Below are 19,447 nucleotides of genomic sequence, written 5' to 3' on the forward strand. Positions count from 1 at the left end.
AAAGCCCGGAACGCCGGCCCTGTCACCGGAGGATTAACCGGATTTCGTAGCTATCCGGTTACCGGACCCGCCCGATCCGCTCTATAAATGCGCTCAGCGAAGATAATCGAACAGCGACAGCGCGCTGAGCTTCGAGAAGCTCGCCTGAGTCGCCGACAGGATCGTCATCGTCTTCTGCAATTCGGTGATCGCCGTCGTGATGTCGGTGCCCTCGATCGACTGGCGGGTGTCCTCGCGGTCGACCGCGACGTCCTTCAGCCGTGCGGTTTCGAGATCGACCCGCGACGCGCGCGCACCGAGCGACGCCTGGATCGACGACACCTGTTCCGACGCCGCCGACAGATCGTCGAGCGCGGTATCGAGCGAGGCGGGATCATAGCTTTCGGCCTGGAGCGCGATCGCGATCGCGCTCAATACGTCCAGCGTATCCTTGCCGTCGGCGCGCAGCACGCGCGACGCCGATTCGTTCGCCTGGACGCTCGCGCCGTCGCCGACCGGGATCGGCGAGACGCTGGTCGCGGCCAGCGCATAGCTGCCATCGGCCTGCTTCACCGCCGCGGGACCGCCATCCGCGCCGCCGAAGATCGGCTGGCCGCGCAGGTCCTTCACGTTCGCGAGACTCGCGATCGTATCGACGATGCCCGCGATTTCGACGCCGATCGCCTTGCGCGCATCGCCGCTCAGCGTGCCATTGCGCGCCTGCACCGTGAGTTCGGACACGCGCTGCAACTGCGCGGTGATCGCGCTGAGCGTGGTGTCCGACTGTTTCAACACCGATGCGGCGGTCGTCAGGTTCGCGGCATAGGCCTTGTCGTCGACGGCATCGCGCGCGAGCCCCGCCAGCCGCTGATAGGCGGCGCTGTCGGACGAGGGCGCGGTGAATTTCTTGGTGGTCGAGATCTGCGTCTGCAACGCGTCCGCCTGCTTCGACAGCGCATTCATCGCCTTGGCCGAGCGGTCGTAGAACAGGCTGGTCGCGATCTGCATAAGGCCTACCGGATCTCGAGGATGGTCTGAAGGATGTCGCGCGCGGTCTGGATGACGCGGCTCGACGCCTGATAGGCCTGCTGGAAGCGGAGCAGGTCGACCGCCTCGCTGTCGAGGTCGACACCGCTGCCCGAATCGCGTGCGGTCACCGCGCCGTCGCGGATCGCACCCTGCGCATCGCCGACCAGCCTGCGCTGTTCGAGCGACGCCGCATTGCTGGTGATCATGTTGGTCAGCCGCTGTTCGCTGCCCGTCGTCGGGTCGCGCGTCGCGAGCAGCGCGGTCAGGTTCGACGCATCGCGCGCGCCGCCGGTCGCGCCCGCCGCGGCAATGCCCCGCGGGTCGGTCAGCGCGACGGTGATGCTGGTCGGCGTGTCGCCGGTCTTGAAAAGCGCCGCGCCCGCCTTGCCGTCGAGATCGCGCCCCTGCGCCTGGATGGCGTTGACCTGCGTGGTGAAATCGGTCGCGATGCCGTTCAGCGTGTCGCGCGCCGCGACGATCTTCTGCGCGCCCTCGGCATAGCCGGCCAGCGCGCCACCCGACGGCGTCACCGCCGATGTCGTGCCCGTCCGCTGCACGACGAACCCGACCGCGCCCTCGTCATTCTTCAGATAGCTGACATTGCCCGCATCGGGGCCCGCCACGAATACCGGGCCGCTCGCGCCGCCCAGCCGCACCGTCGCACGGCCGAGATCGTCGAACTCCGTACTGATATCGGTGATCGTGCTCATCTGCTCGAGCAGTTGGTCGCGCTGGTCGCCAAGCTGCGCGGCGTTGGTCGACCCCTTCTGGCTGCGCGCGATGCCGTCATTGACCTTGGCGAGCGCGGTGCCGAACGAATTGAGCGTCTGCGTCGCCTGCCGCGTCGCGGTGTCGAGATCGGCCGCCGCGGTATCGAGCGCCTTGCCCGTCGCGGTAAACGCCGCGGCCGCGCTGGTCGCGGATTCGAGCATCACCGACCGGGCCGGCACCGAGGTCGGGTCCGCCGACAGGGTCTGCGCGGCGGAAAAGAAGCTGGTCAGTCGATCGCCAAGCTTGTTGTCGGTCAGCGACGTCTCGATCCGCCCGAGCCAGGCCGCCGCGGTCTCCGTCCTGGCAAGATCCGACCCGGCGTTGCGGACCGCGAGCGAACGGAACGTGTCGGCCGATCGCGAAATGCCGGTGACGGTGACACCGTTGCTGCCCGTCGCGACGCTCGCATTGATGCCACTGCCGATCGAGGTCACCTGGCCGAGATTCGTCGTCCGCCGGGTATAACCCGCGGTCCCGGTGTTCGCGATGTTCTCGGACACGGTGTTCAGCGCGGTCTGGTACGCCCGCACGCCCGACGCGCCGATCGACAGGAGGTCGCTCATGGCGACGGCTCTGCCGCGCCGGGGTTAAGATCGGATTGCGATTTGGCGAGGAAATCGGTCATCGCCTTGCCGATGCCGAGCGGCGTGTGCTCGGCCATGGTCTGCGCGACGCGGGCGTCCTGCATCTCGGTAAAGGTGTCGAGCGCCTTGGATTCGAACAGCGAATCGCTCAATTTCGCCTGGCGCATGCTCTTGAGCATCATGCCGGTGAAGACCGCCTCGAACTTCTTGCCCGCCTTGTCGAGATTGTCGTTCGACTTGAGCCGGCTCGTATCGGTCGAGATGCCGCCCGCATCGATCGGGCCGGGGACTGCGATCGGGCTCACAGGACGATCAACTCGGCCTTGAGCGCGCCGGCTTCCTTCAGCGCCTCGAGGATGGCGACGAGGTCGGCGGGCGACGCGCCGATCGCGTTCACCGCCTTGACGATGTCGGCGAGCCTGGGGCCGGGGTTCAGCAGGAACATCGGGCGACGCTCCTCCTCGACCGCGACCGCGCTGTTCGGCGTGACGACGGTCTGGCCCTGACTGAACGGCGCGGGCTGGCTCACCTGTGGCTTCTCGTCGATCCGCACCGTCAGCTTCCCATGCGTCACTGCGGCAGGCCCCACGCGCACCGCGGAGTTTATAACGACCGTACCGGTGCGCGCATTTACGATTACTTTTGCCGAGGGCTCGGCGGAGACCACGTCGAGATTCTCGATCGTCGACATCAGGGTCGCACGAACGTCCGCACCGACCGGCGCGCGGACCGCGACCGAAACCGCGTCGATCGCCTGTGCGCTGCCGAAGCCCAGCTTCGAATTGATCGCGCCCGCGACGTTCTGCGCGGTGGTGAAATCGGCGCGCGCGAGATTGAAGGTCAGCATCGGCGCGCTGTCGAACCCGGTCGCGACCGCGCGCTCGACCGTTGCGCCCTCGGGGATGCGCCCGGTCGAGGGGATGTTGACGACGATCTTCGACCCGTCCGCGCCCTCCGCGCCGAGCCCGCCGACCGCGAGATTGCCCTGCGCCATCGCATAGATCTGGTTATCCGCGCCGAGCAGCGGCGTCATGATCAGGCTGCCGCCGCGCAGGCTCTTGGCCTTGCCCATCGACGCGACGGTGATGTCGAGCCGCTGGCCGGGCTTGGCGAAGGGCGGCAGTTCGGCAGTGATCATCACCACCGCGGCGTTCTTCATCCCCGGATTGGCGTTGGGCGGCAGCTGCAGCCCGAAGCGCGACGCGACGGCTTTAAGCGACTGGACGGTGTATTCCAGATTGTCGTCGCCCGTGCCGGGAAGCCCGACGACGATGCCGTAGCCGGTCAGCTGGTTCGACCGGATCCCCTGGAACCCGCCCAGATCCTTGATCCGGTCGGCAGACGCGGGTGCAGCGATCAGGAGCGCGGCGAGAAGGGCGAGCAGGAAGCGCATGGTCACGGCCTCAGAAAGGGCTGACGACGGAGAAGAAGCGGCTGAGCCACCCCTGGCGGCCAGCGCGGGCGACATCGCCCTTGCCGGTGTACGAGATCTGCGCATCGGCGACCCGCGTCGACAGCACGCGGTTGTCGCGGTCGACATCGGCGGTGCGGACCAGCCCCTTGATCTTCAGGAACTCGTCGCCGCGGTTGAGCGTCACGCGCTTCTGCCCCTGCACGAGCATCGTGCCGTTGGGATAGACTTCGGCGACCGTCACGCTGACCTCGCCCGACAGCGAGTTCGCCTGGTCGGCGGCACCCGCGCCGTTGAAGTTGCGCCCGCCGCTGATCGTCGCATCGGCGCGGTTGAACAGGTTCAGCGCGCCCGTCGTCGGCGGCGTGATGCTCGCGGAGCCGCTGCTGTCGAGCTTCGAGCCCGAGGATTTCGACGCGGCGGTGCGCTCGACCAGCACGATCGTCAGCGGGTCGCCGACTTTCCGCGCCCGCCAGCCCTCGTACAGCGCGGCATAGCCGTCCTGCGCCTGGAAGATCGATCCGGTCGCGGGCGACGCCACCGGCACGGGCAGCGGCCGTGCGACGGTGAAGTCCTCGGGCGGCGCCTTTTTGGCGAACAGCCTGGCCTGCGCCGACAGCGGCGCGAGCGTGCCGGCGACAATCGCGAGGAGCGCGATCGGCGCGCGCGTGGGGATCGGAAATGCCATGATGCGCCCTGCGATCAGATGTTCTGGTTGACGTATTTCAGCATGTCGTCGGTCGCCGAGATCATCTTCGAATTGACCTCATACGCACGCTGCGTCTCGATCATGTCGACCAGCTCCTCGACGACGTTGACGTTCGACGCCTCGAGCATCCCCTGCCGCACGCGACCGCGGCCATCCTGCCCGGCGACACCCAGATTGGCGGCACCCGACGCGGCGGTCTCGACCAGGTAATTGTCGCCCGTCGCCTGGAGCCCGGCACCATTGGCGAAGCTCGCCACCTGGATCTGGCCGATCTGCTGCGCTTCCGACTGGCCGGGGATTGTCGCCGAGACGGTACCATCCTGGCCGATCGTGATGTTGGTCGTCCCCTCGGGCACGGTGATGCCGGGCATCACCTGATAACCCTCGCTGGTCACCATCAGCCCTTCGGGGCTGCGCGAGAAATTGCCCGCGCGGGTATAGCCGAGCGTGCCGCCGGGCATCTGCACCTGGAAATAGCCGTCGCCGTCGAGCGCGAGGTCGAGGCTGTTGCCCGTCGTCTGCATCGACCCCTGCGTATCGATCCGCGCCGTGCCCTGGATCCGGACGCCGGTGCCGAGGTTGAGCCCGGTCGCGTATTTGGTCTCCGACGTCGACTGCGCGCCCGGCGCGGTGACGACCTGGTACGCCAGCGTCTCGAACGCGGCGCGATCCTTCTTGAACCCCGTCGTGTTGACGTTGGCGAGGTTGTTCGAAATGACCCGCATGCGCGTATCCTGGGCATCGAGCCCGGTACGCGCGATATGCATGGCGGAACTGCTCATGGCCTAATCCTTCCTTAGCTCGGCAGGCGCATCAGTGATGCACCGCTTTCATCCATGTCCTTGGCGGACTTCAGCATGTTGGCCTGGACCTCGTAGCTGCGCTGATTCTCGATCATGTCGACCAGCGCCTGCGTCATGTTGACGTTCGATCCCTCGATCGCCCCGCCCTGCACCTTCGCATCGAGATCCTCGGGCAGCACGCCGCCACCGCGCACGCGCAGCAGATTGTCGAGCCCCTTGACCGTGTCCGACCCCTTGGTGTCGGCCAGCTTCAGCTTGTCGATCACCTGCGGCGCATTCGCATCGCCACCCTGCGGCACGATCGAGATCGTCCCGTCGCCGGCGATCGAAAGCGTGTCATAGGGCGGGATCGTGATCGGCCCGCCCGATCCCATCACTGGAAAACCGTCGCCGGTCTGGAGCACGCCCGACGGCGCGATCTCCAGGTCGCCGCGCCGCGTATAGGCTTCGGAGCCGTCCGACGCCTGGACCGCGAGCCATGCGGTCGCGCCGGTGACGGCGACGTCGAGTGGCCGGCCCGTGGTCTGGATCGCCCCCGGCGCACGGTCGGCGTCGGTCACCTCTTCCGACGTCGGCGCGCGCGCCTCGAACTGCTGGCCGCCACCCTTCAGGTCGATCCGGTCGAACACCACGCGGTCGGCGCGGAATCCGGTGGTCGACGCGTTCGCCATGTTGTTGGCGATCGCCGACTGCGCCGCCATGTGCGCGCGCAGTCCCGTCGCCGCGGTGTAGACCAGCTTGTCCATTCAGGGTTCTCCGTCCGCGCCCTGGATCAGCTGCGGATGTTGAAGATGGTCTGCGAGATCTGGCTTGCGGTATCCAAGGCCTTCGAGTTCGCCTGGAAGTTGCGCTGTGCCGCGATCAGCGAGACGAGCTCTTCGGTGATGTCGACGTTCGACCGCTCGATCGTCCCCGACATCAGCTTGCCGAAGCCGTTGACGTCGGCGATGCCGAGCTTCGCCTCGCCCGAGATGCCGGTCGCCGACCAGTAGCTGCTGCCGAGCTGGCGCAGACCCTCGGGGTTCGAGAAGTTGGCCAGCATCACCTGGCCGAGCGCCTGCGTGTCGCCGTTCGAGAAGCTCGCCTTGACGATGCCGGACTCGTCGATCGTCACGCCCTGGATCTGGCCGACCGCCTTGCCGTCCTGCGCGCGCGCGGCGACGTTGAACGCCGATGCCAATTGCGTGGTGTCGAGCCCGAAGGTGAAGCCGAACTGCTGCGTCGTGCTGCTGCCTGCGGTGGTGAACGGGTCGAACGCGACCGCAGTGGTCGGCGCGGTCAGCTTGCCGGTGGTGTCGAAGTCCAGCTTGACGCTTGCCGCACCGTTGGTGGTCATCGGCTTGTCGCCGACATAGCTGAACACTTCCCAGCTGCTCGTATTGCCGTTGGCGGCATCGGGCGTCGTCGTGCGCTTGAAATAATTGGTCAGCGTCTGCGCGTTGCCGCTCGCATCATAGATCGTCGTCTGCGCCGACTGGTTGTAGCTGGTCGGGTCGAACCGGTCGAACGTCGTCGTCGACGGGATCGCCGCATTGGCGCTGAGGTTCAGCGACATCGACACGTTCGCGGTCGGAACCGCCTTGCCGCTGGTGGCGGGGAGCTGAAGGCTGACCGCGGAATCGAGCCCCGATGCGACGACCTTGCCCGAACCATCGACCGGATAGACCTGCAAATGGCTGCCGTTCGAATCGACCACATAGCGATCGGCATCGACCAGGAAGCCGCCATTGCGCGTATAGTTGACGTTGAGCGACGTCGTGCTCGGCTTGACCACGAAGAAGCCGTCGCCCGACACGGCGAGATCGAGCGCGTTGGCCGACTGGATGAGATTGCCCTGGCTGAACTGCTGCCGATTGCCCTGCACCACGGTGCCCGACCCGATCTGCTGCGCCGGGTTCAGCGAAACGCTCGACGCGATCACGTCGGCGAATTCGGTACGGCTCTTCTTGAACCCGTTGGTCGAGACGTTCGCGAGGTTGTGTGAGATCGTCGACATTTCGGTCTGCGAGGCCTGGAGGCCGGAAAGCGAGGTATAGAAGGACATCGGGTTACTCCTGGAATTCTGGCAAGCAGCGGGCGATCAGCCGATCTGGCGAACCGCGGTGACGGGGACCTCACCGAGGCCCGGTAGCGTGAGGATGGCGGCACCGGTCGTCGTCGAAACCGACTGGACCGGCGCCCAGACAAGGTTCTGTGATGCAACGGTCGTGCCATTATTCTGGGCGTTGACGATGACCTTGAACGGCCCCGTCCCGGCATCCTCGCCGGTCGCCGTCTTGCCGTCCCAGTCGTAGTTCACGGTGCCCTTGTCGGCGCTGCCGAGCGACATGGTCTTCAGCACGCCGCCATTGGCATCGGTGATCGTGACGTTGACGTTGCTCGCCGCGGCGCCGAGCTCGATCCCGCCGGCCAGCCCGCCGCTGGTCCGACCATAGGCCGTGTCGCCCGCGGTCAGCACGGTCTTGCCGACATAGGCCATCGCATCGCTCGCGCTGGTCACGTTCAGCTTGTCGGCGATCGACTTCATCGTCGTGCTCATCTCGGAAATGCCGGCGAGGCTCGAGAACTGCGCCATCTGTGCGACCATCTGGGTGTTGTCGACCGGGTTGAACGGGTCCTGATTCTGCATCTGCGCGGTCATCAGCTTCAGGAAATCCGACTGGTTGAGGGTCGTCGAATTGGATGCCGTGGTCGTCGTCGCGGCGGTCGTCGCGCGCGTGATGCCGAGGTTCGAAAGCGTGGAGTCGAAGGAACTTGCCATGATCAGCGGCCTAGCTTGAGGGTATCGATGATCAGCGACTTCGCAGTCTGCATCACCTCGACATTGTTCTGGTAGCTGCGCGCGGTCTCCATCATGTCGACCAGCTCGCGCGTTTCATCGACCGCCGCCTCGAAGATGTTGCCATCCTTGTCGGCCATCGGATTGTTCGGATCGTAGCGCTTGGCGGGGGCCTCGCCGGCGGTGACGACCTTCTCGACATCGACCGTCGACATGCCGCTGGCGGCGTCGAAGCTGGTGCGGAACACCGGCTTCATCGTCTTGTACGCAGCCTCCGCGGAGCCGGCGACGCCGCCCGCATTGGCGAGGTTCGACGCGGTGGTGTTCATCCGCAACAGCTGCGCGGACATCGCGCGGCCCGCGACCTGGAAAATCGTCATCGGCGCATTGGCCATCGCTTAGTCCCCCTTCAGCGCGCGGGTGACCTGGCTGATCCGCCCGTTCAGGAACGACAGCGTGGTCTGGTACTGCACCGCATTCTCGGCGAACGCGGTCTGTTCCTGGTTCAGTTCGACGGTGTTGCCGTCCATCGAGGTCTGCGTCGGCACGCGGTATTTGGTCGCCGCGTCGATCCCGCCGGCGCCGTCCGTCTCGAGCGACGCGAGCGCCGATTTGAAGTCGATGTCGCGCGCCTTGAAGCCGGGGGTCGAGGCATTGGCGATGTTCGACGCGAGCACCCCCATGCGCTGCGATCGCACCTCGAGGGCCGCACCATGAACGCCGAACAGCGAGTCACCTGACACTGGACCGAACTCCCGCGCCGAATTGCGCAAGCCTTCCAAAGCAATGGCCGTGCCAGTTGGCGCTCACTGACCGGATGACGCCGCTTTGCCGCCCGTCGGCAAGCGCGCGGCAACCCGGCCGGCAACGCCTTGCCGCTCCGGCAGAGGTGGCGGCAAGCGCGCCGGCAGGCATGGTGCCGACCCGTCGCGCAGCCTGCACACCACCGGCCCGCGCGAGTCCCGCTCACCGGGGGATCGCGAACTGGCCCGGCCCTTGCAACGACTTGCGGGACATGATCACGCTCGCCCATCTGCTCGACCCTGCTGCCCTCGCCATCGTCGGCGGCGGCACGATCCTCGGCGTCGCCCTGCGGACACCGCTGCGCGATCTGGTCCGCGCGATCGCGGCGCTGAAGACGCTCGGCCGCGCCCAGCTCGACGGCGATGCGCTGCTCCAGCAGATCGTCGCGCTCGGTCGTATCGCCCAGCGCCACGGCGCGATGGCGCTCGACCGCACGGTCATCGCCGATCCCGACATCGCCGCCGGTATCGCGGCGATCGTCGACGGCGCGACCGCCAGCGACGTGGCACTGCTGGTCCGGCATCGCCGCCATGCCCGGATCGAACGCCACGTCGCCGCCGCCGACGTCTGGGCAGGAGCCGCCGAACTCGCGCCCGCGATGGGCATGGTCGGCACGCTGATCGGGCTCGCGCGGATGTTCGCGACGATGAGCGATCCGACCGCGATCGGCGGCGCGATGGCGATCGCGCTGCTCGCGACGCTCTATGGCGCGCTGCTCGCCAACCTCGTCTTCATGCCGGTCGCCAACCGCCTGCGCGCGCGAGGCCGCAACGAGGCCTTCGAACGTGCCCGGATCGAGGCGCCACTGGTCGCGCTCGCTGCGCGCGAGGCCCCACGCGCACCGTTGATGAGCGTCGCATGACGGTCGGTGATTATCCCGAGCCGCAGCCCGGGCGTCCGCTCTGGCTGATCACGCTCGCCGATCTCGCGCTGCTGCTGGTCGGCTTCTTCGTGCTCCTGCAGGCGACGCAGACCGCCAGCGACCGTCCGCTCGCGCCCCGAGCACTGGCAGCCGGGTTGCGCGAGGGTTTCGGCGCCTCGGTCACGCCAACCGTCGACACAGCGCGGCCGAAACTGCCTCTACCCGGCGGTCCACTTGCTGCTGCCCAACCCACGGCCCTGCCCGTCGCCTCTGCCGGGATGCTCGACTTCGCGGTCGGTTCGGCTGTGCTGCCGACGTCACCCGATACGCTGGCGGCCTGGGCGCGTGACGCGGTGCGGGACCCACGCGTCCAGATCACCGTCACCGGATCGGTCGACGGCTCGCCCGGCGATGTCGACTCCGTCACGCGCAGCGCGGCGATCCTCGCCTCGGACCGTGCCCGCGCCGTCGCGGCCGCGATCGCCCATGTCGCCCCCGGCCGCGTGACGCTCGCGACCTCGCCGACCACCGGCCGCCGCGCCGCCATCGTCACCCAAGCCTTTGTCGGCGAACCGCCAAGGACCCCCTCATGATGCTCGCCCTGTTGATGATCACTGCCGGTGCGCCGTCCGCCGGCTTCCAGGATATCGCCGCGCTCGATCGCGCGATCTCGGCATTCACCGGCCGGCCGATCGGTGCCGAGGGTGGCGCGCGCACGACGGTCGATTCGCGGTTGCGGCTCGCGACGTGCCCGACCGTCGCGATGTCGTGGCGGACCGAGGCGCATGACGCGGTGGTCGTCGCCTGTGCCGGCCCCGCCTGGCGCATCTTCGTCCCCGTCATCCGCCCGGCCTCGCCCCCCGGCGCGACGCCCGCCACGACCCGTGCGGCCTATGCCCCGGTCGTGAAGGCCGCCCCCGTCATCCGCCGCGGCGATCCGATCGTGATCGAGGCAGGCACCGAGGGCTTTTCGATCAGTCGCGAGGGCGTCGCGCTGGCCGATGCCGCCCCCGGCGCACGCTTCATGGTCAAGGTCGACGACACCCGCACGCCGGTCCAGGCGATCGCGGTCGCCAGCGGCCGCGCGACCCTGCCCGGCTGGACGAATTAATTTTGTTAAAGCTTTTCGCGCGCCGGCCGTTTCTCCCTCTGTCAGCAAGAACCAGAGGGTGCAGACATGGTGGAATCGATCGGCTCGAAGCCGTTGACGGGAGGCGAGCGCAGCGTCGCGCGCATCGCCGCGACGACGCCTGTTCAGCCATCCGCCCAGCCTCTGGCGCAGGCGCCCGACCGTGCGGTCGAGGCCGAACCCTCGGCAACCTCGTCGATCGCGCTCGCGCGGACGATGGCCGCCGCCGCCCCGATCAACGAAGCGCGCGTGGCCGCGGTCAAGAAGGCGGTCGCCAACGGCACCTTCCCGATCCTGCCCGCGACGATCGCCGACCGGCTCCTCGCCTTCAAACTGGAATGGGCACCGAATGACCCGGCGTGACGCCCTGGTGCGCGTGATCGACGCGCTGCATGCCGAGATTGCGGCGCTGAAATCCAACGATGTCGCCGGGCTGGAGCGCGCGACGACGCAGAAGCTCGACGGCATCAATGCGGTCGCAACGCTCGGCACCGGTCCCGCCGGTCCCGAACTGCGCGAACTGGCGGACGAGGCGAACCGCCTCAACGAAACCTGCCGCATCTATACCAACCTGATGGCGGCAAATGTCCGCCGCCGCCTGCAAACCTTGACCGGCGAGGGCGGCATTGCCGGCTATCGGCCGCGCATGGGTGCGGCCTACGCCTGATCCGCGCGGCCGGGCAAGATCTGGCACGCCCCTTGCTGTGTAGTGTCCTGAAACAGGGACATTACTCGCGGGATGACCGTAAATCCTATCACTACCGGCCGGATCCAGTCCGCGATCGCGCTTGCGAGCAGCAAGACGGGCGTGGATTTCGACTATCTGCTCGGCCAGGCGAAGCTCGAAAGCGGGCTTAACGCCAATGCCAAGGCGGGCACGTCGAGCGCGTCGGGTCTGTACCAGTTCATCGAACAGAGCTGGCTCGCGGTCGTCAAGAAGCATGGCGCGGAGCACGGCCTGGGCTGGGCGGCCGACAGCATCGGCCAGTCGTCGGGCGGGCATCTGGGCGTTGCGGATGCGGGCACGCGTCAGGCGATTCTCGCGCTGCGCAACGATCCCGCCGCCGCCTCGATGATGGCGGCCGAACATGCGTCGGACAACAAGGACGCGCTCGAGGGCAAGCTTGGCCGCACCGCGACCGGCACCGATCTGTACATGGCGCATTTCCTGGGGCTCGGCGGCGCGTCGAAGTTCCTGACGACGATGCAGGCCAATCCCGACGCGAGCGGCGCCGCGCTGTTTCCTTCCGCCGCGCGCGCCAATCGCGGCGTCTTCTACGAGTCCAACGGTACGCCGCGCTCGCTGTCGGCAATTTACGAGCGGTTCTCGACGAAGCTCGGCGCCGCCGCTGCTGCCGGCGCGACCGGTTCGGCCACGACCGGCTCGGTCCAGTTCGCCGCGCAGGCGCTCGACATGGACGGCAGCACGGTCGTCACCGGCAACAATGAAAGCGCCGAGGACGCGCTCGCCTGGGCGACGTCGACGATGGGCCGGTTCGGCACCCGGAACGCCGGGTTCAATGCAGGCCAGAATTCGGCAAGCCTGCTGCGACCGACGCCCGACACCGCGCGGCTCGCTTATCTGATGCTCGCAAAGATGGGGGGCTGAACCCATGAACCGCCTGCTCTCCAACGCCCGTGCCTCGGTCCTGCCGCTCGCGATCCTGATGCTCGTGCTCGTCATGGTCGTGCCGATCCCGGCATTCATGCTCGACATCTTCTTCGTCGCGAACATCGCAATCAGCCTTGCCGTGCTGATGGTCGCCTTGAACGCGCAGAAGCCGCTCGACTTCTCCGCCTTCCCGACCGTGCTGCTGTTCGCCACGCTGTTCCGCCTCGGCCTCAACGTCGCCTCGACGCGCATCGTGCTCGTCCACGGCCATGAGGGCGAGAGCGCGGCGGGTCACGTCATCGAGGCGTTCGGCACGTTCCTGATCGGCGGCGATTATGTCGTCGGCATCTTCGTCTTCGCGATCCTGATGATCATCAACATGATCGTCGTCACCAAGGGCGCCGGCCGCGTCTCCGAAGTCAGCGCGCGCTTCACGCTCGACGCGCTGCCCGGCAAGCAGATGGCGATCGACGCCGATCTCAACGCGGGGCTCATCACCCCCGACGAGGCGAAGGCGCGCCGTATCGAGGTGTCGACCGAGGCCGATTTCTACGGCTCGATGGATGGCTCGTCGAAGTTCGTGAAGGGCGACGCGGTCGCGGCGATGCTGATCCTCGCCGCCAACATCATCGGCGGCCTGATCCTCGGCCCGGTCAGCCACGGCATGTCGATCGCGGATGCCGCGCACAATTACATCCTGCTCGCGATCGGCGACGCGCTCGTCGCGCAGCTGCCCTCGCTGATGCTGTCGATCGCCGCTGCATCGATCGTCACGCGCGTCACCTCGGACAAGGATCTCGCCGGCCAGATCGGCGGCCAGTTCGGATCCCCGCGCACCTGGACGCCGGTCGCGGTCATCCTCGCGCTGCTCGGCGTCCTGCCCGGCATGCCGCACATGGTGATCCTGCCCGCCGCCGCGATCGCCGGGTTCGCCGCGTGGAAGCTGCGCCAGATCGAGCGTCGCCCCGCCCCCGTCGTCATCGCCCCCGTCGAGGCGATCGACCAGTCGAAGATCGGCTGGGACGAGGTTACCGACGGCATGCAGGTCAATCTCGACATCGGCTACGGCCTCGTGCCGCTGGTCGACGACCGCCGCGGGTCGCCGCTGATGGGCCGCATCACCGGCGTCCGCCGCCAGCTGTCGAAGGAACTGGGGTTCGTCGTGCCGCAGGTCCGCGTCCGCGACGACATCAACCTCGCCCCCTATGTCTACCGCATCATCGTCAACGGCGTCGTCGTCGGTGAGGACACCGTGTCGCCCGACGACATGCTCGCGCTCGACACCGGCCAGGCGTTCGGCTCGCTGATCGGCAAGACCACCAAGGATCCGACTTTCGGGCTCGACGCGACCTGGATCTCGACCGCGGACGCCGATGCGGCGACCGGGGCTGGCTATCTCGTCGTCGATCCCGGCACCGTGGTCGCGACTCATCTCAACCACCTGCTCGGCCAGACCGCGTCCGATCTGCTCGGCCCCGACGAGGTCCAGGCATTGCTCGACGGGCTGAAGGAGCGCGCGGCGCAACTCGTCACCGCGCTCGCGCCGATCCCGATCACCACGCTGACCCAGGTTCTCAAGGGCCTGCTCGCCGAGAACATTCCACTCAAGGAATTCCGCAGCATCGCCGCCGCGATCGCGGTCGCAGCCCAGCGCAGCCAGGATGCCGAGGAGATCATCGAACTGATCCGCCCGCGTCTCGGCGCGCTGATCATCCAGAAGCTGTGCGGGATGCGCGAGCCGCTCCGCGTGATGACGCTCGAGGGGCATCTCGAAGGGCTGCTCGGCCAGGCGATGCGCGCCGACCAGTCGCGCCGCCACGTCATCGAACCCGATCTCGGCCGCCGCATCGTCGAAGCGCTGCAAAATGCCGCGCAGCCGCTGATCGCCGAGGCCAAGCCGTTCGCACTCGTCGTCCAGCCCGCGATCCGCCTCGCGATCCGCAAGCTGGTCCGGACCTGCCTGCCTGATACCCCGGTCATGTCGTTCTTCGAAGTGCCTGAGGACAAGGCGGTCGAGGTCGTCGCGGTCATCGGCGCACCGCAGCAGGCACTGGCCGCATGAGCGCCGAACCGATGGCCGCGGCGTTCGACAAGGCCCGCCCCGCGCGCGCCGGCGAAATCCCGACGGGGCCCCTCACCTATCGTCCTCAGCAACGCCCCGGCGACCCCGACCAGCTCGTCAAACAGCATCTCGCCATGGTCCGCCGGATCGCTTGGCATGTCCACGGCAGCATGAGCAGCATCGTCGAGGTCGAGGATCTGGTGCAGGTCGGGCTCGTCGCGCTGGTCGAGGCCGCGGCCGGGTTCGAGGAGCGTGGTACGCCGTTCAAGGCCTATGTCGCGACCCGCCTGCGTGGCGCGATGATCGACGAACTGCGCCGTCAGGCGACGACGACGCGCGGTGCGATGCGCCGTCGCCGCCAATATGCCGACGCCATTTCCACGCTCACCGCCCAGACGGGCAAGGCCCCCGGAGACGCCATGATCGCCCAGCATATCGGCGTCAGCATCGACAAGCTGCGCAGCGACTATGTGACCGCGGACGCGATCCGGTTCGATTCGATCGACGAGGTCTATGCCGACGACATGCCGTGGTTCGCCGACGACACCCCCGACGCGTTCGAACAGCTCGCCGACAGCGACCTGCGCGACGCGCTGATCGCCGCGATCACCGCGCTGCCCGAACGCGAGGCGCAGGTGATCCAGCTCTATTATGTCGAGGAAATGAACCTCGAGGAGATCGGCGCGGTCTTCGACATCGGCGCCGCCCGCGTCTGCCAGATCAAGGCGTCCGCGCATGCGAAACTGAAACGCGCGCTCGCCCGCAAGGTCTGACCGCAAGCCAGGCCAATCCATGCCGCCCCCGCCAGGGGGACGATAATCCGATCCGACGACCGAACGGACACGTCGTCCCCGCGGGTCATATCGCCACCGCACTGCGACGATAGCGCAAGTCGACTCTCGCGCGCTCAGCCAACCCACTGTCATCCCAACGCACAAAACCCCGGCGGCCTTCAGGCCACCGGGGTTCGTTGCGCCCCGTTTACCGGGGGGCGATCCGACTGGCGCCGGCACCCGATCGGGGGCCGGTGCCGGCGCCGGGATCGGATTACTGAAGCAGCTTCAGCACGCCCTGCTGGCTCTGGTTCGCCTGGGCGAGCATCGCGGTCGACGCCTGGCTCAGGATCTGCGCCTTGGCGAGCGCGGTCGTCTCGGCCGAGAAATCGGCGTCCTCGATGCGGCTCTTGGCCTCGGAGAGATTGGTCGAGGTCGTAGTCAGATTGTTGACCGTGACCTGCAGGCGGTTCTGGATTGCGCCAAGATCACCGCGGGTGGCCGAGATCTTGTCGATCGCCGCGTCGATCTTCGACATGGCGGCCGATGCCGCCGACTGGGTCGAGATATCGAGCACACCGCCCGCCGCACCGGCGCTGCCGCCCGATGCCTGGAGGCCGAGCTTGGCCAGACCGCCGCCATCGACCTGGATGGCGGAGCCATCGTTCGACGTCAGCGTGATCGATCCCTTGATGGACTGAGCCGTGGCGCTGAGCGGGGTTCCAGAGCCACCCCCAGCATCCGCTAGCGACGCGGTAACGTTGGCGGAGCTAACGGTGATATCACCGCCACCGGCCGAGGTCAGGACAATCGCACCGTCCTTCACTTCCGCCGTAACGCCGATCCCTGCGGTGTTGATCGCTGCGGCTGCGCTCTGCATTGCTACCGCGGGGTCCGCATTTCCGGCGATAGCTACGTCTTTGCCGTTAATTGAAAGCGTGCCGCCGGCAGTGTTGGTGAAGCCTTTCAAAACAGCCGTAGTCGAGGCGGTGGCGGTAACACCTGTCTTGTCGCTGACGGCGTTGATGGCATCAAGCTTGGCCTGGATGCCGCCGGTTTCCGTCTTCCCGACCGCAACACCGTTGATCTTCACGTCCCCGGCGGCGAGCGCAGCCGTACCGATCTGGGCGAGGCCCGTGAGCTTGTCGCCGCTTCCGGTATTGAGGCCGAGCGCGGTCAGGTCCGCGGCGGTTCCGGTGCTGCCGAGCGACACCGAAACGGGCGACCCGTCCTTGCTCTGCAACGCGACGTAGCCACCGTTCGAGCCAGCGGCGAACCCTGCCTTCGCTGCATTAGTGCCCGCGATGTTGATATCGGCGCCAGTATCGTTAGCCAGCGTGATCGTCCCGTCGTCGTTCAACGATGCGGTGACGCCAGGAGCATCGCGGTTGATATTGGCAACCAGTTCCGCAGCATCTTTGGCACCGGCAATATTGAAATTATTGATTTGAAGGTCGCCAGTCGCAGTACCACCGGCCGGCATTTTTACGCTCGTTACTGAGTTTGAGGCCGTTGCGATCACACCGCTGTTCGCCGAATTCTTGTTAATGTCCGCAGCCAAGGTCGTGGCGACGTTTGTCGCATTCGCTGCAATTGTGGTCGTGCCGCTTAGCAGTGCCTTGCCGTTAACCTGCACATCGCCCGTTTCGATCGCATTTTGGGTCGAACTGACGCGACCACCGGTTACAGAACCTGGCGCACCCGCGCTGCTCAGGCCGAGCGTTTTCGATGACACGCCGTCCATGGAGATGGAGACCGTATCCCCCGCGTTCGCCCCCGTCTGGAGCTTAAGCCCCTTGACCGATCCATCGAGCAGGCTGAGCCCGTTGAAGTTTGTCGTCTTCGAAATGTCGTTGATCTGCGCAGTGAGCTGATCGGTTTCCGCCTGGAGCGCCTTGCGCTCCGAGGCGCCGAGCGTGCCGTTGGCCGACTGGGTCGCCAGTTCCTTCATGCGCTGGAGCATCGACGTGACTTCGCCTAGCGCGCCTTCTGCGGTCTGCGCCATCGAGATACCGTCGCTGGCGTTGCGCACGGCGACGGCCATCGACTTAACCTGGCTGCCCATGCGGCTTGCGATCGCGAGACCGGCGGCGTCGTCCTTGGCCGAATTGATCCGCTTGCCAGTCGACAGGCGCTCCATGGCGGTCGCGAGAGCAGAATTGGCATTTGACGACGCGTTTGCGGCGCGCAGCGATGAGATATTGGTCCCGATAACGCTCATGATTAAAATCCTTCATGGCGGCTACCCCGCCGCCCCCATGGCGAAGGACCGAGCCGTCAGGATGGGTAACGGCCGCGCTTCTCCGGGCTTTAGGGAAAAAATCCGCCCCTCGCGCACCGGCGCGGCGCGCTCCCGTACACGCGCGCGCGAACGCGCCCGGAAATAGTTTGCCGCGACGCGGCACGATTTAACCGCGCCTTTACCCTCGAGGCCGCATTCCCGAATCGTCACAGGGGGACTTCATGCGCTCGATCTTTCCATCCGCTGCCGTCACGGCGCGCAAATATGCGCTCGTCTCGTCCCTGCGTGCGCAGGGTTTCGGGATAGGATCGCTCGACACCGCGCAGCCCGGCGCGAACGACCTGTTCCTCGTCGCCGAGGGCGAGCCCGTCGCCTATCCCGCGCGTACCGTCGTGATCGGCTCCGAAGGCCGCAGCGTCACCCCGTCGAGGAGCGGCGCGCCCGCCCGGATCGGCTTTGCCGCCGAGGATACCGCGGTCGGCAACGGCTTTGCCCGTGCGCTGATCGGCGGGCCCGACATGCCGACCGCCGCCGACCCCGAATCGCTCGCGCTGCTTGCACTGGCCGAGCGCGTCGCCGCCGCCGACATCACCGTGCTGATCAACGGCCCGACCGGCACCGGCAAGGAAGTGCTGGCCCGCGCGATCCACAATGGTTCGCCGCGCAAGGCCGGCCCGTTCATCGCGATCAACTGCGCAGCACTTCCCGAATCGATGCTCGAGGCGATGCTGTTCGGCCACCAGAAGGGCGCGTTCACCGGCGCATCGTCGGGCGGTGAGGGCTTTTTCCGCGCCGCCAACGACGGCACGATCCTGCTCGACGAGATCGCCGAGATGCCCCTCACGCTGCAGGCCAAACTGCTCCGCGTGCTGCAGGAGCGCGAGGTCGTGCCGCTCGGCGCGACCGTGCCGCAGCCGATCGACGTCCGCGTCATCGCCTGCGCCAACCGCGACCTGCAGGGCGAGGTCGCTGCCGGCCGGTTCCGCGCCGATCTCTATTACCGGCTCGCGGTGTTCCCGCTCACCACCAAGTCGCTCGCCGAGCGGCCGCAGGATATCCCCGCGCTCGCCGCGACGATGATCCTGCGTCATGCCGGCAACCGCAACGTCATTCCCTGGCCGTCGCGCGCGGCGATCGAGGCGCTGATGCTGCACGACTGGCCGGGCAATGTCCGCGAACTCGAGAACGTGATCCAGCGCGCGCTGCTGTTCTGCGGCGGCGACACGATCGAGGCGAGTCACATCCTGTTCGATCGCCCGGTGACGATGACCTTCGCCCCGCGCCCCGCGCCGGTCGTCGCGCCCATCGCCGAACCGCTCGTGCCCGTTGCCGCGACGCCCGCCGAACCGCAGACCGACACGCTGGGCACCATCGTCCAGATGAGCGAGTTCGCCGCGATCCGCGAGACGCTGAAGGCATGCGGCGGCAGCCGGATCGAGACCGCGCGCCGGCTCGGCATTTCGGAGCGCACGCTGCGCTATCGCCTCGCCAAGGCGCGCGAACAGGGTGAGGACTTCGCCCGGGTGATGTCGGCATGAGCGGCGTCAGCGGAATCGGCGGTGGCGCGATGAGCGTCGACCGCGTCATGGCGCTGCGCTCGCAGATCCTCGAGCGCAACCAGGCACTCGCGCGTGCCAGCCAGACCGCCCCGACCATCGCGCCGACCGAGACGAAACCCGTCAGCTTCGGCGACACGATGGAAACCGCGCTGAAGAGCGTGAACGAGGGCCAGACCCAGGCCGCCAAGCTCAGCGAAAGCTATGAGCGCGGCGAGACCGTCGACATCGCCAAAGTGATGCTCGCGCGCCAGCAGGCGTCGGTCGGGTTCGAGGCGACGCTGCAGGTCCGCAACAAACTTCTGTCCGCCTACAAGGACATCATGAGCATGCCGGTGTAAT

At 67.3% G+C, this 19,447-nt stretch carries 22 protein-coding genes and 1 pseudogene; 10 read left to right on the forward strand and 13 right to left on the reverse strand.

What is annotated here, in order from left to right; genetic code table 11:
- Positions 1-93 precede the first annotated feature (93 nt).
- Genes ASE89_RS00260 through ASE89_RS00310 form a run of 11 tightly spaced genes read right to left on the reverse strand, consistent with a single transcriptional unit; the run spans position 94 to position 8,808 of the window.
- Positions 94-987 carry a flagellin N-terminal helical domain-containing protein gene (locus ASE89_RS00260; RefSeq protein WP_056672977.1) on the reverse strand — a complete coding sequence of 298 codons (894 nt, stop codon included), beginning with the start codon at positions 985-987 and terminating at the stop codon, positions 94-96.
- A gap of 5 nt (positions 988-992) precedes the next feature.
- Positions 993-2,342, reverse strand: coding sequence for a flagellar hook-associated protein FlgK (gene flgK, locus ASE89_RS00265; protein WP_056672980.1), 1,350 nt, complete (start codon positions 2,340-2,342; stop codon positions 993-995).
- Positions 2,339-2,668, reverse strand: coding sequence for a rod-binding protein (locus ASE89_RS00270; protein WP_056672983.1), 330 nt, complete (start codon positions 2,666-2,668; stop codon positions 2,339-2,341). Before ASE89_RS00270 ends, flgK begins: the two co-directional genes overlap by 4 nt.
- On the reverse strand, positions 2,665-3,756 hold the full coding sequence (locus ASE89_RS00275) for a flagellar basal body P-ring protein FlgI (RefSeq protein WP_056672985.1): 1,092 nt from the start codon (positions 3,754-3,756) through the stop codon (positions 2,665-2,667). Before ASE89_RS00275 ends, ASE89_RS00270 begins: the two co-directional genes overlap by 4 nt.
- Before the next feature lie 10 nt (positions 3,757-3,766).
- Positions 3,767-4,462 carry a flagellar basal body L-ring protein FlgH gene (locus tag ASE89_RS00280; protein WP_082451159.1) on the reverse strand — a complete coding sequence of 232 codons (696 nt, stop codon included), beginning with the start codon at positions 4,460-4,462 and terminating at the stop codon, positions 3,767-3,769.
- A gap of 14 nt (positions 4,463-4,476) precedes the next feature.
- Entirely contained in the window at positions 4,477-5,265 is a 789-nt protein-coding gene (flgG, locus tag ASE89_RS00285) for a flagellar basal-body rod protein FlgG (RefSeq protein ID WP_031394684.1), read from the reverse strand.
- Positions 5,266-5,279: 14 nt separating this feature from the next.
- Complete coding sequence (locus ASE89_RS00290; RefSeq protein WP_031394683.1) at positions 5,280-6,032, reverse strand: flagellar basal body rod protein FlgF; 753 nt, start codon at positions 6,030-6,032, stop codon at positions 5,280-5,282.
- Positions 6,033-6,058: 26 nt separating this feature from the next.
- Positions 6,059-7,330 carry a flagellar hook protein FlgE gene (locus ASE89_RS00295; RefSeq protein WP_056672988.1) on the reverse strand — a complete coding sequence of 424 codons (1,272 nt, stop codon included), beginning with the start codon at positions 7,328-7,330 and terminating at the stop codon, positions 6,059-6,061.
- A 36-nt stretch (positions 7,331-7,366) separates the two neighbouring features.
- Complete coding sequence (locus tag ASE89_RS00300) at positions 7,367-8,047, reverse strand: flagellar hook assembly protein FlgD (RefSeq protein WP_031394681.1); 681 nt, start codon at positions 8,045-8,047, stop codon at positions 7,367-7,369.
- A gap of 2 nt (positions 8,048-8,049) precedes the next feature.
- Positions 8,050-8,460 carry a flagellar basal body rod protein FlgC gene (gene flgC / locus ASE89_RS00305; protein WP_031394680.1) on the reverse strand — a complete coding sequence of 137 codons (411 nt, stop codon included), beginning with the start codon at positions 8,458-8,460 and terminating at the stop codon, positions 8,050-8,052.
- Between the two features lie 3 nt (positions 8,461-8,463).
- The gene (locus tag ASE89_RS00310; protein WP_031440256.1) at positions 8,464-8,808 is read right to left on the reverse strand and encodes a flagellar basal body rod protein FlgB; all 345 of its coding nucleotides are present in this window, start codon (positions 8,806-8,808) and stop codon (positions 8,464-8,466) included.
- Positions 8,809-9,080: 272 nt separating this feature from the next.
- On the opposite strand from ASE89_RS00310, the gene ASE89_RS00315 reads away from it, so the two are divergent.
- The 8 genes from ASE89_RS00315 (at position 9,081) to ASE89_RS00350 (ending at position 15,307) form a co-directional block, all read left to right on the forward strand.
- Positions 9,081-9,731, forward strand: coding sequence for a motility protein A (locus ASE89_RS00315; protein WP_082451262.1), 651 nt, complete (start codon positions 9,081-9,083; stop codon positions 9,729-9,731).
- Positions 9,728-10,324, forward strand: coding sequence for a flagellar motor protein MotB (locus ASE89_RS00320; RefSeq protein WP_056672990.1), 597 nt, complete (start codon positions 9,728-9,730; stop codon positions 10,322-10,324). The genes ASE89_RS00315 and ASE89_RS00320 overlap by 4 nt, the downstream gene beginning before the upstream one ends.
- Positions 10,321-10,842, forward strand: a complete 522-nt coding sequence (locus ASE89_RS00325; RefSeq protein ID WP_236701569.1) for a flagella basal body P-ring formation protein FlgA — start codon at positions 10,321-10,323, stop codon at positions 10,840-10,842. The genes ASE89_RS00320 and ASE89_RS00325 overlap by 4 nt, the downstream gene beginning before the upstream one ends.
- A 66-nt stretch (positions 10,843-10,908) precedes the next feature.
- Positions 10,909-11,223, forward strand: coding sequence for a flagellar biosynthesis anti-sigma factor FlgM (gene flgM / locus ASE89_RS00330; RefSeq protein ID WP_031394267.1), 315 nt, complete (start codon positions 10,909-10,911; stop codon positions 11,221-11,223).
- Entirely contained in the window at positions 11,210-11,527 is a 318-nt protein-coding gene (locus ASE89_RS00335; RefSeq protein WP_031394268.1) for a hypothetical protein, read from the forward strand. Before flgM ends, ASE89_RS00335 begins: the two co-directional genes overlap by 14 nt.
- A 72-nt stretch (positions 11,528-11,599) precedes the next feature.
- Complete coding sequence (locus ASE89_RS00340) at positions 11,600-12,469, forward strand: hypothetical protein (protein ID WP_056672993.1); 870 nt, start codon at positions 11,600-11,602, stop codon at positions 12,467-12,469.
- 4 nt (positions 12,470-12,473) lie between these two features.
- Positions 12,474-14,534 carry a flagellar biosynthesis protein FlhA gene (flhA, locus tag ASE89_RS00345; RefSeq protein ID WP_056672994.1) on the forward strand — a complete coding sequence of 687 codons (2,061 nt, stop codon included), beginning with the start codon at positions 12,474-12,476 and terminating at the stop codon, positions 14,532-14,534.
- Positions 14,531-15,307, forward strand: a complete 777-nt coding sequence (locus tag ASE89_RS00350) for a FliA/WhiG family RNA polymerase sigma factor (protein ID WP_056672997.1) — start codon at positions 14,531-14,533, stop codon at positions 15,305-15,307. The genes flhA and ASE89_RS00350 overlap by 4 nt, the downstream gene beginning before the upstream one ends.
- Before the next feature lie 274 nt (positions 15,308-15,581).
- On the opposite strand, the gene ASE89_RS21030 is transcribed toward ASE89_RS00350, so the two are convergent.
- Both ASE89_RS21030 and ASE89_RS21035 read right to left on the reverse strand, forming a co-directional pair.
- Positions 15,582-15,845 carry a flagellin gene (locus ASE89_RS21030; RefSeq protein WP_443024335.1) on the reverse strand — a complete coding sequence of 88 codons (264 nt, stop codon included), beginning with the start codon at positions 15,843-15,845 and terminating at the stop codon, positions 15,582-15,584.
- 795 nt (positions 15,846-16,640) lie between these two features.
- Positions 16,641-17,528: pseudogene (locus tag ASE89_RS21035) on the reverse strand (flagellin N-terminal helical domain-containing protein); the annotation flags it as partial.
- Positions 17,529-17,770: 242 nt separating this feature from the next.
- On the opposite strand from ASE89_RS21035, the gene ASE89_RS00360 reads away from it, so the two are divergent.
- Both ASE89_RS00360 and fliE read left to right on the forward strand, forming a co-directional pair.
- Positions 17,771-19,087 (forward strand): sigma-54 interaction domain-containing protein, encoded by a 1,317-nt coding sequence (locus ASE89_RS00360; RefSeq protein WP_056673003.1) that lies wholly within the window; start codon positions 17,771-17,773, stop codon positions 19,085-19,087.
- Positions 19,084-19,446, forward strand: a complete 363-nt coding sequence (gene fliE, locus ASE89_RS00365; protein ID WP_037530804.1) for a flagellar hook-basal body complex protein FliE — start codon at positions 19,084-19,086, stop codon at positions 19,444-19,446. The genes ASE89_RS00360 and fliE overlap by 4 nt, the downstream gene beginning before the upstream one ends.
- Position 19,447: the final 1 nt, after the last annotated feature.

This window comes from Sphingomonas sp. Leaf30 (genome assembly GCF_001422525.1).
Classification (GTDB): Bacteria; Pseudomonadota; Alphaproteobacteria; order Sphingomonadales; family Sphingomonadaceae; genus Sphingomonas; species Sphingomonas aerolata.